This window comes from Pleomorphomonas sp. PLEO (genome assembly GCF_041320595.1).
Taxonomy (GTDB): Bacteria; Pseudomonadota; Alphaproteobacteria; order Rhizobiales; family Pleomorphomonadaceae; genus Pleomorphomonas.
In genome coordinates, this window is sequence record NZ_CP166625.1 from 2,724,314 (window position 1) to 2,738,788 (window position 14,475).

Annotated in this window: 12 protein-coding genes; 9 read left to right on the forward strand and 3 right to left on the reverse strand. The window is 63.1% G+C overall.

The window, feature by feature from the left end:
* Positions 1 to 49 precede the first annotated feature (49 nt).
* The 3 genes from AB6N07_RS12630 to AB6N07_RS12640 all read left to right on the forward strand — a co-directional run bounded on the left by AB6N07_RS12630 (position 50) and on the right by AB6N07_RS12640 (position 2,250).
* Positions 50 to 391 (forward strand): Hpt domain-containing protein, encoded by a 342-nt coding sequence (locus AB6N07_RS12630; protein ID WP_370678151.1) that lies wholly within the window; start codon positions 50 to 52, stop codon positions 389 to 391.
* 227 nt (positions 392 to 618) lie between these two features.
* Positions 619 to 939 (forward strand): 2Fe-2S iron-sulfur cluster-binding protein, encoded by a 321-nt coding sequence (locus AB6N07_RS12635; RefSeq protein ID WP_370678152.1) that lies wholly within the window; start codon positions 619 to 621, stop codon positions 937 to 939.
* A 165-nt stretch (positions 940 to 1,104) separates the two neighbouring features.
* Positions 1,105 to 2,250: an acyltransferase family protein gene (locus AB6N07_RS12640; RefSeq protein ID WP_370678153.1), complete on the forward strand. Its 1,146-nt coding sequence runs from the start codon at positions 1,105 to 1,107 to the stop codon at positions 2,248 to 2,250.
* Here the strand turns inward: AB6N07_RS12640 and AB6N07_RS12645 are convergent.
* Positions 2,196 to 3,575, reverse strand: a complete 1,380-nt coding sequence (locus AB6N07_RS12645) for a glutamine synthetase family protein (protein ID WP_370678154.1) — start codon at positions 3,573 to 3,575, stop codon at positions 2,196 to 2,198. The genes AB6N07_RS12640 and AB6N07_RS12645 overlap by 55 nt on opposite strands.
* A gap of 149 nt (positions 3,576 to 3,724) precedes the next feature.
* Between AB6N07_RS12645 and AB6N07_RS12650 the strand changes: the two genes are divergently transcribed.
* From AB6N07_RS12650 to AB6N07_RS12675, 6 genes are all read left to right on the forward strand, one after another.
* A complete protein-coding gene (locus AB6N07_RS12650; RefSeq protein WP_370678155.1) occupies positions 3,725 to 4,252 on the forward strand; it encodes a histidine phosphatase family protein in 528 nt (175 codons plus the stop codon).
* Between the two features lie 106 nt (positions 4,253 to 4,358).
* Complete coding sequence (locus tag AB6N07_RS12655; RefSeq protein ID WP_370678156.1) at positions 4,359 to 5,822, forward strand: YcjX family protein; 1,464 nt, start codon at positions 4,359 to 4,361, stop codon at positions 5,820 to 5,822.
* Positions 5,819 to 6,814 carry a YcjF family protein gene (locus tag AB6N07_RS12660; RefSeq protein ID WP_370678157.1) on the forward strand — a complete coding sequence of 332 codons (996 nt, stop codon included), beginning with the start codon at positions 5,819 to 5,821 and terminating at the stop codon, positions 6,812 to 6,814. Before AB6N07_RS12655 ends, AB6N07_RS12660 begins: the two co-directional genes overlap by 4 nt.
* Before the next feature lie 207 nt (positions 6,815 to 7,021).
* Complete coding sequence (locus AB6N07_RS12665; RefSeq protein ID WP_370678158.1) at positions 7,022 to 8,530, forward strand: flagellar hook protein FlgE; 1,509 nt, start codon at positions 7,022 to 7,024, stop codon at positions 8,528 to 8,530.
* 76 nt (positions 8,531 to 8,606) lie between these two features.
* Positions 8,607 to 10,493 (forward strand): flagellar hook-associated protein FlgK, encoded by a 1,887-nt coding sequence (gene flgK / locus AB6N07_RS12670; protein WP_370678159.1) that lies wholly within the window; start codon positions 8,607 to 8,609, stop codon positions 10,491 to 10,493.
* 50 nt (positions 10,494 to 10,543) lie between these two features.
* The gene (locus tag AB6N07_RS12675) at positions 10,544 to 12,226 is read left to right on the forward strand and encodes a hypothetical protein (RefSeq protein WP_370678160.1); all 1,683 of its coding nucleotides are present in this window, start codon (positions 10,544 to 10,546) and stop codon (positions 12,224 to 12,226) included.
* Positions 12,227 to 12,335: 109 nt separating this feature from the next.
* On the opposite strand, the gene flbT is transcribed toward AB6N07_RS12675, so the two are convergent.
* Positions 12,336 to 12,743, reverse strand: a complete 408-nt coding sequence (flbT, locus tag AB6N07_RS12680; protein WP_370678161.1) for a flagellar biosynthesis repressor FlbT — start codon at positions 12,741 to 12,743, stop codon at positions 12,336 to 12,338.
* A gap of 22 nt (positions 12,744 to 12,765) precedes the next feature.
* Positions 12,766 to 14,238, reverse strand: a complete 1,473-nt coding sequence (locus AB6N07_RS12685) for a flagellin (RefSeq protein ID WP_370678162.1) — start codon at positions 14,236 to 14,238, stop codon at positions 12,766 to 12,768.
* Positions 14,239 to 14,475 lie beyond the last annotated feature (237 nt).

Sequence of the window (14,475 nt, forward strand, 5' to 3'; positions counted from 1 at the left end):
GCGAGGCGGGTGTGGATGGCCTTCCGAAAAGCATGGAAGGGGAGAACCGATGAGCAATGGCGAGCGAAACACTGGCGCTCCCATCGATCTGCGGCATTTGGCCGAGCAGACCTTCGGCAACGCCGACCTTGAGGCTGAAGTGCTGCGTCTGTTCCTCAAGCAAAGCCGTGACTGCCTGGACCGGCTGCGGGCGAGGCCCGATGCCGCGACGGCTCATCTGCTGCTCGGCTCGGCGCGCGGCATTGGAGCAACCGTGGTAGCCAGCGTGGCGGCGGCGCTCGAAGCCAATCTCTTGCGCGGTTCTGAGGCCGGGTCCGAACTCACCCAGCTCGGGAGGGCCGTTGCCGCCGCCAATGCCTTTATCGAGGCTCGTCTCGGTGACAGGGGTTGACGACGGCGGACGCTGCTATATTTGCAATTGGCTCATGTGGGGCGAATTTGCATCTGAATCTCGGGAGACGCTAACCTCCCGGTCAAAGGTCAGCGCTCTGTCAGAAACAACACGTTGTCAGTGGGGCTTTCGACACCGGTATTCCTCGCATCCTGTACGGGGCGGGGGCGAATGGCGGAGCCGAACCACAGGGTCCGAGGGGCGACGCCCCGCAGCCGCAGGTTTCCATGCCCAAGATCACCTACATCTCTCACGAAGGCACCCGCTATGAGGTGGAGGCCGAGATCGGCACCACGGTGATGGAGAATGCCGTCAAGAATCTTGTTCCTGGCATCGAGGCCGAATGCGGCGGCGCTTGTTCCTGCGCCACCTGCCACGTCTACGTCGACGAGGCCTGGGTGGCGGCCACCGGCGAGCCCGAGCCGATGGAAGAGGACATGCTGGATTTCGCCGCCGATCCCAGGCCTACTTCTCGTCTCTCCTGCCAGATCAAGGTGAACAGCGATCTCGACGGGCTGGTGGTGCACATGCCGGCGCGGCAAGCGTGAAGCGGGCCGGACGGCGCCGTTATCCTTAATTATCAGTTTAGATTGCTTCCAGCCGACACCCGGATTTAAAGTTGAGCTCTCCCCCAGACTTTTGTCGTGGGGTTTTTGTCGCCGCGGCGTGGCCGGACCGGTTCCGGCATGCCATCAGCGAATTGGAGCGATGCCATGCGCATGAAGGCACTCGACGGCTGGAGAGGGATTGGGGCGCTCGCCGTCTGCTTTATCCATCTGCAGCTCAACGGCTACTTGACCTCGGTGCCATCGCTGGACTCCTGGACGCTGGCGGTCGACTTCTTCTTCGTGCTCTCCGGCTTCGTCATCGCCCGCGTCTACGCCGACGAACTGGCCGACGGCGAGCGGGTCGCCATATTCGCGGTGCGGCGTCTTGGTCGCTTGTGGCCGCTGCATCTGTCCATGCTGGCGCTGTTTATCGTCGTCGAGCTGGCGAAGCTGGCGCTGCAGCGCGAGACGGGGTTCTCCTCGGAACACGCCGCTTTCGCCGCCGCCCGCAATCCGTCCGACATTCTGCCGATCGCCCTGTTCCTGCAAACGGTCCGTCTCGGCCCCGAACTCACCTGGAATTTCCCGAGCTGGAGCATTTCGGCCGAAATCTGGACCTACGCGGTCTTTGCGCTGGTTGCCGTCCGGACGGCGGGCCGCCCTGACCGACGTATGGTGGTGGCCGGCGTCATCGCGCTGGCGGCTTGGCTCATCCTCGTCGTGGACATCACCGGTCGCGGCATGATCAGTACCGACGTATTCGGCATCGTCCGCTGTCTCCTGGGCTTCTTCTCCGGTGTTCTCGCGGAGTGTCTGCATCGCCGGGGATCGTTCCGGTCACTCGCCGACGGTCGGGCGGAGATCCCAATGGCGCTAGCGGGTATTGGCCTCGTCTGGGCAACTGCCTCGCTGCCGGAAGCTCGCTACTTTGCGCCTCTGGTGTTCCTCGCCTTGGTATTCGCCCATGCCGACGATCGCGGCCTGCTATCGCGCTTCATGGCAACCTGGCCCGTGCAGTGGCTGGGCCGGCTCTCCTACTCGATCTACCTGACCCACCTGTTCCTGGTCGCCTATGTCGTGCCGCGCCTGTCGCAGACCATCGACCGGCTGATGCCGGATGCGGTGGCGACACGCGAGGGCCTTGTGGCGGCGATCTACATTGCCTTGGTGATGGCCTTCTCGTTGGCCACATGGCGGTTCATCGAGCTGCCGGGGCAGCGTCTCGCGGCGGCAATCGCCGGCCGCATCCGCCAGTCTCAGACGTTGAGCAGCAAGTACTCGCGTTCCCAGCTCGAGATAACGCGGTTGTAGAGCCTGAGTTCAAGCTGCTTGACGTCGATGTAGGCCTCGACGAAGCGGGCGCCCAGCACGGTTTTCAGGCGTTCGCAGTCGCCAAGTTCGATCAGCGCATCCGACAGATGGATGGGCAGCGTCACGCCGAGCGTCTTGGCGTCGACCGTCACCGCTTCGTCCGGCTCAATCTTGTCCTCAAGACCGATCAGACCGCAGGCCAGCGTTGTCGCCGTGGCAATGTAGGGATTGCTGTCGGCACCGATCACCCGGTTCTCGACGCGGCGCGATTCCGGTCCCGAATCCGGCACGCGCAGGCCACAGGTGCGATTGTCGCGCCCCCAGTGGACGTTGATCGGCGCGTCGCTTTCGAGACGAATGCGGCGGTAGCTGTTCACGTTGGGGCAGAACAGGCTCATCGACATCGGAACATAGCGCTGCAGGCCGCCGATATAGTGGTGCAGCTCTTCAGTGTCGCTGCCGTCGGGATTGGCGAAGATGTTGCGACCGTCGGCGACGCCGACCACTGACTGGTGGATATGGGTGGCCGAGCCCGGCATTTCCTGATGCGGCATGGCCATGAACGTGGCGACCATGCCGTACTTGCGGGCGGCGAGGCGGGCGGTGCGCTTGAACAGGAATGTCTGGTCGGCAAGCTCGATCGGGTCGCCGTGGCGGAAATTCATCTCAAGCTGAGCCGGGCCGGCCTCGTGCGCCATGGTGGCGATCTCGATGCGCGAGGCCTCGCAATAGTCATACATCTGGTTGACGACGTGGTCGTAGTCGTTGGCGTGCTCGATGCCGTAGGCTTGGCTGCCGCTTTCCTTGCGGCCGGATAGACCAATCGGCACTTCCAGCGGCAGATCTGGGTCGTCGTTCTGGCCGGTCAGGTAGAATTCCACCTCAGGGGCCACCACCGGGCGGATGCCGCGATCGGCGTAGAGTTCGATGACGCGACGCAGAACCGAGCGGGGCGCGAAGTCGACGAGGCGGCCATCGGCGAAATGGCAGTCGCAAATCACCTGCGCCGTCGGCTCGTCATACCAGGGCACGAGGCGCAGCGTGGCAAGATCGGGGATGCAGCGGATGTCGCGGTCGAGTGGGTTGACGATCTTGCTCTCGACGGCACTGTCACCGGTCACTGCCTGGAAGAATACGAATTCCGGAAGCCGGATGCCGGCGTCGATGATGCGGATAAAATCTTCGCGCGGCACGATCTTGCCGCGCATGATGCCGTTCATGTCCGGAATGATGCACTCGACCTCGTTGATACGACGATCGCGAAGCCAGTGGATGGCGTCAGCCTGGTTGGAAAAGCGCGGCGCGACGTCCGAAGCGGTAGGCATGAAATAATCCTTGGCGGCCCTGACCGACGGAGTTTGCGAGCCCGATAGGACGGCAGATCGTCGGGGGGCCGCGTCGGCAGCCCGGAATCAGGTTAGAATGAGTGGACATTACGCCAAGTCCGGCGCGATGGGAGTCCCGGAGCCCGCCAATGCCACGTCTTTTTCTTCTCCGTCACGCCAAATCGCCGCCGGCTCTCTCCGGCCAGAAGGATTTCGACCGGCCGCTCGCCGAACGGGGAAGGGCGGCCGTGGCGGTTGTCGGCCGCCATATGGCCAAAGAGGGTCATGTGCCCGATCTCGTTCTCTGCTCGCCATCGGCGCGGACACGCGAGACGCTGGAGGAATTGCGGCCATTTCTGCCGGATCACGTCGCCATGGATTACGTGCGCGATCTCTATGAGGCTTCGCTGGGAGCGATGCTCAAGGTGATCGCCAGTCACGCCGACAGTTCCGAGCGGCTTCTGGTGGTGGGGCATAATCCGTCGATCCACCGACTGGCGACGACACTTCCGGGGGAGGGCGATCCCGGCATGTTGGCCCAGCTTGAGGAGAGGTTTCCAACCGGTTCGTTGGCCGTGATCGATTTCTCCGTCGCTTGGCGGGACGTTGGGCCTGGCAGCGGCCGGCTCGTAGCCTTTGTGACGCCGGCCGATCTCGGCGCTCCGGCTGGCGACTGACCCGCGGTCTGGGTGGCGGCCATTGTGGCGGCGCCGGATGTGCCTACATAGAGGCCGCGGCGCCTTTCGCGTCGGACGAGGTTCGAGGACGGGGTGCCACTGGGTCGTGAGCTTCACCACGCTATCCGACGGGGCGCGTATCGCCCTCGACAACATGGCCGATTTCGCCTGGAGTCTCGGTTCGCCATCGCTTCGGCTCGGTGTCACCGGATTGTCTCGCGCCGGCAAGACCGTGTTCATTACGGCGCTGATCCACAACCTGACGCATGGCGGCCGGCTGCCGATGTTCGAGCCGTGGCGGGCGGGGCGGTTGCTGGGGGCGGAGATCCGGCCGCAGCTTCATCCCGACGTCCCGACCTTCGATTATCGCGGCCATGTCCGGAAGTTGACCGATGCCCGCGTCTGGCCGGAGTCGACCCGGCAGATCTCCGAGCTGCGTCTCACCATCGCCTATGAGAGCGCCACCTTCCTCGGTCGGTCGCTGGGGCGCGGCAAGCTCGATCTGGACATCGTCGACTACCCCGGCGAATGGTTGCTCGACCTGCCGCTCCTGTCCAAGGATTTCCGTACCTTTTCCCGCGAGACGCTGGAACGGGCGCGCGAGCCGCGACGCAACGGCATCGCCACCGACTGGCTCGTCCATAGCGCCGGCATCGATCCGCTGGGGCCCGCCGATGACGAGACAGCGGGACGCTTGCACGAACTGTTCTCGGCCTATCTCGGCGCGGCGCGCGGCGGCAGTCTCGCGCTTTCCATGGTGCCGCCCGGTCGCTTTCTGATGCCGGGGGATTTGGCCGGTTCGCCGGCGCTGACCTTTGCCCCGCTCGATCTGCCGGAGACCGGCGAGGCGCCGCGCGACAGCCTGTGGGCGATGATGGAGAGCCGCTTCGAGGCCTATAAGGATGTGGTGGTCCGGCCATTCTTCCGTACCCATTTCGCCCGTCTCGACCGGCAGGTGGTGCTGGTGGACGTGCTGGCGGCACTGAACGGCGGACGCGAGGCGCTGCTTGACCTTGAAGTGGCGCTCGGCGAGATCCTCGCTTGTTTTCGTCCGGGACACGCCTCCTGGCTTGGGCAGATTTTGACGCGGCGTATCGACCGCATCCTGTTCGCCGCCACCAAAGCCGATCATCTGCACCATGCGAGCCACGATCGGCTGGAGTTGATCCTCCGCCGGCTCACTGACCGGGCGATCGCCCGCGCGTCGTTTTCCGGCGCCGAGGTGGACGTCAAAGCTCTGGCGGCCGTGCGGGCGACGCGCGAGGCAACGATCCGCCGCAACGGCGAGAGCCTGCCCTGCATTCTTGGCGTGCCGCAGGAGGGCGAGCTTTTCGACGATCATCTCTATGACGGCAAGGAAGAAATCGCCCTGTTCCCCGGTGACCTGCCGGACAATCCACAGGCCCTGTTCCGCGCGCCCGAGGCGGAGGAGCAGCCGCTTGATGCGCTCCGTTTCCTGCGGTTCCGGCCGCCGCCGGTGGAAGTGACGGCCGAGGGTGTCAGTCTGTCGCTGCCGCACATCCGCCTCGACCGCGCCCTCGATTTTCTGCTTGGAGACCGCCTGGCATGACGCGTCGCCCCACCGCCTTCGATCTTTCTGCCGACGACGTCAGCCACGTCCGTCCGGGCGAGGCGCCATCATCGGATGCCACCGTCATTGTCGAGGAGGCAGTGGAGGCCGAGGATTTGCCGGTGCCGCTGCTGCCGGTCCGCCGGCGATTTGCCTGGTCGCGGCTGTTCTTCGGCGCGGTCGCCGGTATTCTGTCAATGGCGGTCGGGCTCTGGCTCGACCAACTGGTCCGCGAGCTGTTTGCGCGCGATGATTGGCTCGGCTGGCTGGCGATTGCCCTGATCGCTCTCGCCGTTATCGCCGTGGTCGCGATTGCCGTCCGCGAGATCGCTGGCCTCATCTGGCTGAGGCGGATCGATCGCATGCGCCGGCGTGCCGATCTCGCCGCCGCCCGCGATGATCGGCCGGAAGCTGAAGCGGTGGTGAGTGAATTGGTCACGCTCTATGCCGACCGGCCCGAGCTTGCACTCGGACGGCGAGCGACGGAGGCCCGTGTCGACGACATCATCGACGGCCGCGACCGGCTGGTGCTGGCCGAGGCCGATCTTCTCGCCCCACTCGACGCAGCCGCGCGGCGGCTGGTGTCGGATGCCGCCGCCCGTGTGTCGGTGGTGACGGCGGTGTCGCCGCGTGCCGCCGTCGACGTCATCTTCGTGGTGGTGGCGACGCTGGGCCTGATCCGCCGCCTTGCCGCTCTCTATGGTGGCCGACCGGGGTTCATGGGGATGGCGCGGCTGACCCGTCTTGTCCTCACCCACCTCGCGGTGACCGGCTCGATCGCGGTCGGCGATGGTCTGGCGCAGCAACTGATCGGTCACGGACTTGCCGCCAAGCTGTCGGCGCGCCTTGGCGAGGGAGTGATCAACGGTCTTCTGACCGCCCGTGTCGGCGTTGCCGCCATCGATGTCTGCCGCCCCCTGCCGTTCCTCGAACGGCGGCGGCCGCAGATCTCCGAAATCATGGCCGGCATCCGGGCGCCGCGCGCCAAATAGTGCCGAGTGACCGGTTTGACTCGGCAGGTTTTGCCTGTCGCACCGAACCTTGCCGTAGCGTTAACCCTTTGTTAATTAAGGAAACGCGTCTCTTTCCCAGAAACAACTGGAAAAAAACCGGAAAGCCATTTGGCACGTCCATTGCGCTTGTCTTCGTAGCGGCCATTTGTCCGGCCGACCGCGTTGCAGATCGTAAGGGAAACGAGAATGGGTATCCTGACCGCAATGAACTCGGCCGTCGGTGGCCTTGGAGCTCAGTCCTTCGCCCTTGAGAATATCTCGGGCAATATTGCCAACTCATCGACGACTGGCTTCAAACGCAAAGACACCAGCTTCGCCGACCTCGTGCGCGGCAATGCTTCCAATCCCGCCCGCGTTACAGCGGGTAGCGTGAGCGCCTCGTCGCGCTCGACCATCACACTCGACGGCGATATCCAGGGATCCAAGGTCGATACCCATCTCGCCATCAACGGCACGGGCTTCTTCTCGGTGTCTGCCGATCCGCTCGATAACACCCTTGGCACCCGCTACACCCGCGCCGGCGATTTCGAGCAGTATTATGATTCCCGCGACGGCCAGACTTACCTGCGCAACGGCTCCGGCTACAGCCTGATCGGCATCAACCAGTCGCCGGCGGTGGGTGAGGATCCGAAGGGCCCGATCACCGTCGACAAGACGTCGCAGAGCGCCAAAGCCAGCACAGAGATCACCTACAAGCTCAACCTGCCCACGGAACCGGTGACGACCAACTCCACCGCCCATCCAACGGTGAGCACGGCCAACATCTACGATCCTGACTGGCCGTCCGCCACGACCTCGGCGACGACTGCGCCCATCAGCTATCAGATCGCCAGCACTGGCAAGGTGGTTGGTACCCAAGTCTCCGATTTCATGAGCAATTCGATTTCCGGTGGAACCGTCACGGTTTACGACGCCCAGGGCACGCCGGCCGTCGTCCAGCTCCGCTGGTCGAAATTCGACGAGGCGAGCACCGGACGCAGCGAGTGGGGCCTGTTCTATCGCAACCAGGAGACATACAGCGCATCTGATAGCACCATTCCCGTCTGGACGCAGATCCCCTCGGGCACCTCGGTCACCAACGGTACGCTCGGTCGGCAGGCGATCACCGACGGCACTCATGCACCGGGCGCGCTTGGCTGGACGGAGACCTACGCCACCCCCGTTGCCGGCACAGGCTTCTTCTTCGATAGCGCCGGCAAGCAGCTCGATTCGACCTCGGCGCTTCCCATTAACAACCTCACTGTCGGTGGCAAGAATTTCGGCACGATCGCCCTCGACATGGGGGCCACGGAATTTGCCGACAAGAACGGCCTTGCCACAGCCAACCAGTTGACGCAGGACGGTTATTCGACCGGCGCCTTCGAGGGGCTGTCGATCGACGATAATAGCGGCATCGTCAGCTACAACTATTCGAACGGCCAGACCGTCGCGAAGTGGAAGATCCCGATCGTCGCCTTCAACGGTGCGAGCTATCTGAAGGCGGAAGACGGCGGCGCCTATACCGAGACCATCCAGAGTGGCAGCCCGATCGATATCGACGGCGCGCTGTCGAGTTCGGCTCTCGAAGCGTCCAACGTGGATATCTCCGAGGAATTCACCAAGCTGATCGTAACGCAGCAGGCGTTCTCGGCCAATTCCAAGGTGATTACCACCGCCGACCAGATGATGTCGGACATCCTGCAGATCATCCGCTGATCCCTCAGTGGCCGCCGCGCCCTCGGCATGGCGGCCGTTCCCCGTAGCCTAGACGTTCTCTGACCGCGAGACGGATATGCCTGTTTCGAGTGCCCTTTCCACGGCCCTGTCCGGCATCAGGACGACCCAAGAGCAGTTGGGCGTCACGTCGGCCAATATCGCCAATGCCAAGAGCACCGGCTACAGCCGCCAGACGTCGTCCTCATCACCGCAGGTCGCCGGTGGGCGGGTCTATGGTGTCCAGGCCAGTCAGGTCACGCGCGAGATCAACCTTCTCGTGCAGAAGCAGTGGCGGACCTCTCAGGCCAACTCGGCCTATGCCGATACGCGCGTCACTTCGCTCTCGGCGCTCGACAGCTACTGGGGCGCTCCCAACAGCAGCAGTTCGCTGAATTCGGTCTTTAGCGCCTTCACCACCTCGCTGCAAAAACTGGCGACGACGCCGAGCGATACGGCGACGCAGGGCAGCGCCGTGTCGGCCTCCCAGACCCTCGTCACCCGTCTCAACCAGCTGTCGAGCGACGTTCAGTCGCTGCGCCAGGAGGCGGAAACCAATATCTCCGATGCCGTCAGCCGCGTGAACTCGCTGCTATCGACCATTGCCGATCTCGACAAGCAGGTGGTCGCCGTCGGCGCCGGCGGCACCAACAGCACCGCTGGCTTGCAGGACAAGCGGGACGCGGCCATCGACGAGCTGTCCGAATACATGGACATCCACGTCACCGACCAGCCCGGTGGCGCCGTCGCCATCTCGCTGACCGACGGCACCCAGCTCTACGACGACGTGCCGGTGACGCTGAGCTTCGACCAGCAGGGCGTAGTCGACGCCTCGCGCGTTTATTCCACTGACGATACCCAGCGTTCGCTCGGCACCATCCGCATCAGTTCCGGTTCCGGTTCCGGCGTCGATCTGTTCAAGAGCGGCTCCATTCGCTCGGGCAAGATCGCCGCTTACAAGGAGTTGCGCGACGATACTCTGGTCGACGCCCAGGCCCAGCTCGATACCATTGCCGCGACCCTGTCGAAGGCCACATCGACGCGGCAAGCCTCCGGGACCACCGCCACCACAGCCACCACCGCCGGCTACACGATGGATATCTCCGGGCTTACCGAGGGTAATACCCTCAAGGTCGGATATACCAATGCTTCCGGCACCACGAGCTCGATCACCTTCGTCGCCTATAACGGTGGCACAGCCCCCGGCAATGGCTTCACCCCCGAGCCGGGCGATACGGTCGTCGGGATCGATCTTTCCAGCGCCACCGACGTCGGCACCCAGATCGCCAACGCGCTCAACGCCGCCACCGGCAGCACCGATTTCTCCGGGGGGGTCGTCACATCGGGCTCCACCTCCACGATGACCCTCGCGGCATCGACGGTGGCGGCCAGTCATGGCACCATCAACAGTGTCAGCGGCGAGATCTCGTCGAGCGAGCAGGGGGGCTACCAAGCCTATCCGCTGTTCATCGACGGCTCTACCGGCAAGGCCTACTCCGGCCTGAACAACGGCACTGACAACATTACCGGCCTCGCAGGGCGCATCTCGGTCAATCCCAAGGTGGTGGCCGATCCCTCGCTGACGGTGAAATACAGCAGCGGTACCTTATCGGGCGATGGCACGCGGCCGCAGGCGATCCTCGATGCGCTCGATAGCCGCGTCTATTCCTATTCCTCCTCGATCGGCATCGGCTCGTCGACGACCCCGTTCACCGGCACCTTCGAGGGGCTGCTGTCGCAGGTCGTCAACACCCAGGGTGCCCTGGTCGAGGACGCGCAGAATGTGGCCGACGGCCAGTCGGTGGTCACCTCCAACCTCAAGGAGCGCTACGACAATAGCCGCTCCGTCGACCTCGACACCGAGCTTGCGTCGCTCATCCAGCTACAGACGTCCTATTCGGCCAACGCCCGGGTGCTTTCGGTGGCGCAGGAGCTGATGGACACGCTGATGAACGCGTTCCAGTAGGAAATTGGCGGCGCCAGGCGTCGTCGAAGTTACGTTATGGGTAGGATGCCATGTCGATCAACAGCGTGCTCGTCGGTTCGAACATGTCGCTTCTGTCGACCATGCGGCAGCAGCTCGAGGATATGCAGCGCCAGCTCTCCACCGGGCAGAAAGCGGATACCTACGGCACGCTCGGTTCGGGGCGCACGCAGTCCATCACTTTCCGATCGAAGATTTCGGAAATCAGCGGCTATCTTCAGAACACCGACGTTCTGAACATGCGCATTTCCTTGCTCGATAAGTCGATGAGCCGGCTCGAAGACATTCCGAGCGAGGCCTCCGCCGCTATCGATCCGAACACCTACAACATCGATTCCACCGGCACCACCACCGGCCAAAAGGGCGCCAAGATCGCCCTCAATGAAGTGATCGGCCTGCTCAACTCGGAGGCCGACGGCCGTTATCTGATGTCCGGCAAGACCACCGATACCAAGCCTGTGGTCAGCGCCAACGACATGCTCTACGGCACGGACAACAAGTACGGTCTGCAGCAAGTGGTCAAGGAGCGCTACACGGCCGATCTCGGCACCAACAAGCTCGGCCGTCTCGACCTTGGTACCGCGACGGGGACTGTTGCCGGCGACACCGTCACCATCACGCGTCAGGGCGCCACCACCACTCCAGCGTCGGTGTCATCCGAGTTCGGTTACAAGATTTCCAGCGCTTCGGCGTCGACGACCGATGCCACGCATATCAAGCTGACGCCGACGACCGGCACGGATAGCGCCGGCAATACGGTCACCACCTCCTACGGAGTTCAGTTTGGCGCTGGCTTGCAAGCCGGTGACAGCGTCTCGCTCGAGCTGACAAATCCCGACGGGACGAAATCGACGGTGAAATTGGCCGGGACGCTGACCAGCCCGCCGGGCGATGGTCAGTTCACCATCGCTCAGGATACCAGCACTACGCCACCCACCGTCGACATCGCGGCGACCGCTGCCAATTTCAAGACCAGGCTCACCGATAGCCTCCAGACCGAGACCAAGACCACCTTCCAGGCCGCTTCGATGATGCGCGCGGGGGATACGTTTTTCGATACGGCCGGCGGCGCCAAGCCGCAGCGGGTCAACGTGACCGATCCGACCGACAACAGCCAGTTGGCCACCGCCACCGGCCTGCGCGACGGCACCGACACCGATACCGTGTCGTGGTATGCCGGCTATAACGCGGCGATCGACCCGACCGACACCTCCACTTCGCCGCGCAACGATGTGACGGCGCGCGTCGACAGCAACATCACCGTCGGTTACGGCGTTCGGGCCAACGAGACCGCCTATGCGCAAACCGTGCGTTCGCTCGCCGTCATGACCATCGCCGAGTTCGATCCCAAGGCCGGCACCCTGGGCGACACCAATGCCACCACGGATGCCGAGCGGCAGAAGAACCTTCAGGTGGAGAAGTCTCGCTATACGGCGCTGGCTTCGCGGGTCGACGGCGTCCTCGCCTTTGCCGATGGCAGCCAAAAGCCGACCGACATCCATACGGAGATCGCGGTGTCCGGCAACGTCGCCAAGAGCGCGGCCGACCGCCAGACCAATTCCAAGACGACGCTGCAGGTGATGCTCGACGGCGTCGAGGGTATCAACAAGGAAGATCTGACCGCGCAGATCCTGACGCTGCAGACCCGCATGGAAGCGAGCTACACGACGTCGATGATGCTCAACAACCTCAGCCTGCTCAACTACATGAAGTAACGGCGGTTTGCGCCTTGCCGTTTTGGCCTTGTTAAACGAATGCCGCCGATCGGACCCGATCGGCGGCATTGTCGCATTGTGCTCTGCTCTGAACTGACGAGCCCGCCGGCTATTTTCCCTCGGCCGATGCCGAATTCAGGGCGGCAAAGATCTTCTTTTCATGATCGATCAATGCGCGGGCTTCCTTCAGCGCCTTGTAGAGCTGATCGGCGATCATGTAGTTGCTGATCTTGGCCACGAAGGGGATGGTGCTCGGCGCCGCCAGCATGATGTCATGGATCAGCGAGAAATAGTTGTCCTGGAACTTGGTGACCTCTTGCGACAGGTACATGAGCTGTACGGCGAGGTAGATTCGCTTGGCCGGTGTGTTGGCCGAATCGACGGTCAGGATATCCTTCTCGCGAAGGATCGGGGCGTTGCCCTCGATGTAGAGGCGCGTACGCTGATCATCGTTGGTGATCATCGACTCGCCGATGATGATGCGTTCGCCGGGCTTCAGTTCAACCTTGAGGGTCATCGTGCCAAATCCTGTCAGGGTGTCAGCTGTTTCCGCCGCCGAGCAGGCGGAGGATGCCGTTATCGGCTGTCTGGGTGATCGAGAACGAGCTGATGGCCAGCTGCTGCTGGGTATTGAGCGCCAGCATGATGGCCGCCTCCTCGTCCTTGTCCGAGGCACGCATCGATTCCGCTGTCGAGCTCAGAACGTCCGAGAAGCTGCTAACATAATTGGCGCGGCTCTTCAGCAATGTCAGGCCGATGCCGATATTGGTGGCGTGTTTTTCGTTGGCGTGACGGGCGTCGGTGACGGTCTGCTGACTGGTCTCGGCGTCCGTCCGCTTCACCCAGGACGAGGCACTGCCCGTCGTCAGGTCGGCATAGGTCGAGGTACTCGCTTTGTCGATCGTGAAGGCAGCGGAAGCTGAGTCGGTCGTCAGCACGCCGGCGGCGTCGAGCGACGCGCTCAGATTGCTGGCGGGAATATTGAGGGCGTTGACGAGATCGCCCACCGTTGTGGCGGCTCCAACCGTCAGCGAACCCACCACCGTGCTGCCCTGGCGGATGGAAATGACATCGCCCGCCTTGTATTGGCCGGTCGCGGTCAAGAGACTGGTCGCTGTTGCTGGCAGTCCACCGTCGGTCAGGGTCGATGAAGCCGACGGGGGCGATCCCGCCGATGTCGCGACATTGGATGTGTGCGTGTTGTCGATGGAAAGCTTGTCGGCCGCCTCAAGGGTCAGCACGCCGTCACTGCCGAACGTGGCGCGCAGACCTTTGTCGGGCAGGGAGAAAGCCGTAACGAGATCGCCGACCGTCGTATCGGCGGAAACGGTCAGCGAGCTGATGATCGTTCCCGTTGAATCCTTGACGGCAATCTGATCGCCAACCGCGTATTGGGCGGACTGGGTCAGTTTGCTGGTGGTCTTGAGAGGATTGGCCGGCGAGCCGCCATCGGTCAGTTTTGTCTCGTAGGTGGCGAGTTTGCCTTCATCGAGCTTCTTGAGGCCTAGCGTGTTGAGCAGGTCGGTGAAGTCCACCGCATTGATCGTGACGGACTCGTTCTGGTCGGCGGAAAGATAGAGCGTCAGGTCGTTGCCGTCGCCGAGCAGCAGGTTCTTGCCGCTATAGGAGGAATCCTTGGCGGTATCGACGATCTTGTCGAGAACGTCGTTGTATTCCTTGGCAAGGTCGGCCCGGCTGAAAGCGTCCTTGCTGGAGGCCGCGCGCGTGACGATGCCCTTCAGGGTATTGATGCTGTCGGTGATCGAGGTCAGGCCATTGTTGGCGGCGTCGATGACGCCAAGCCCCTGATCAAGGCGCTCGAGATACTTGTCGAGCGCGGCGGCGTGCAGCGACAGGCTCTTGGCCGAAATGTAAGTGCTGGGATCGTCGAGCGCGGTCTGGACTTTGACGCCCGAGGTCAGGCGCTGGCTTGACGCGGCGGATTCATCGCTGACCCTATTGAGCGTTGCGACAGTGCTGCGCAGCGATTGCGAGAGGGAAATGTCGACCATCCGCGTGCCTCTGATGGATGCCTGTTGGGGCGACCCGTTGCATTTTGAGAATCATAGCGCCCAATTCGTTAAGAATAGCTGTTCGCAGATCGAAGAAAAGCCACGAAGACCCCGAAAAACCGACCGATTTCGATGTTTTTGACCGTTAACTATTCAGGTGGCCTGCGATGGGAGCCCTATGCAACTAAAGTAGTGCTCATTGGGAATCTGCTGGCCAAGATGGCATTTGAACCAATG

Bases quoted from the DNA above. Each gene is read 5' to 3' on its own strand.
- AB6N07_RS12660 (WP_370678157.1), top strand. From the start codon at position 5,819: ATGACGCGTCGCCCCACCGCCTTCGATCTTTCTGCCGACGACGTCAGC.
- AB6N07_RS12645 (WP_370678154.1), bottom strand. From the start codon at position 3,575: ATGCCTACCGCTTCGGACGTCGCGCCGCGCTTTTCCAACCAGGCTGAC.
- AB6N07_RS12685 (WP_370678162.1), bottom strand. From the start codon at position 14,238: ATGGTCGACATTTCCCTCTCGCAATCGCTGCGCAGCACTGTCGCAACG.
- flbT (WP_370678161.1), bottom strand. From the start codon at position 12,743: ATGACCCTCAAGGTTGAACTGAAGCCCGGCGAACGCATCATCATCGGC.
- AB6N07_RS12665 (WP_370678158.1), top strand. From the start codon at position 7,022: ATGGGTATCCTGACCGCAATGAACTCGGCCGTCGGTGGCCTTGGAGCT.
- AB6N07_RS12630 (WP_370678151.1), top strand. From the start codon at position 50: ATGAGCAATGGCGAGCGAAACACTGGCGCTCCCATCGATCTGCGGCAT.
- flgK (WP_370678159.1), top strand. From the start codon at position 8,607: ATGCCTGTTTCGAGTGCCCTTTCCACGGCCCTGTCCGGCATCAGGACG.
- AB6N07_RS12635 (WP_370678152.1), top strand. From the start codon at position 619: ATGCCCAAGATCACCTACATCTCTCACGAAGGCACCCGCTATGAGGTG.
- AB6N07_RS12650 (WP_370678155.1), top strand. From the start codon at position 3,725: ATGCCACGTCTTTTTCTTCTCCGTCACGCCAAATCGCCGCCGGCTCTC.
- AB6N07_RS12640 (WP_370678153.1), top strand. From the start codon at position 1,105: ATGCGCATGAAGGCACTCGACGGCTGGAGAGGGATTGGGGCGCTCGCC.
- AB6N07_RS12675 (WP_370678160.1), top strand. From the start codon at position 10,544: ATGTCGATCAACAGCGTGCTCGTCGGTTCGAACATGTCGCTTCTGTCG.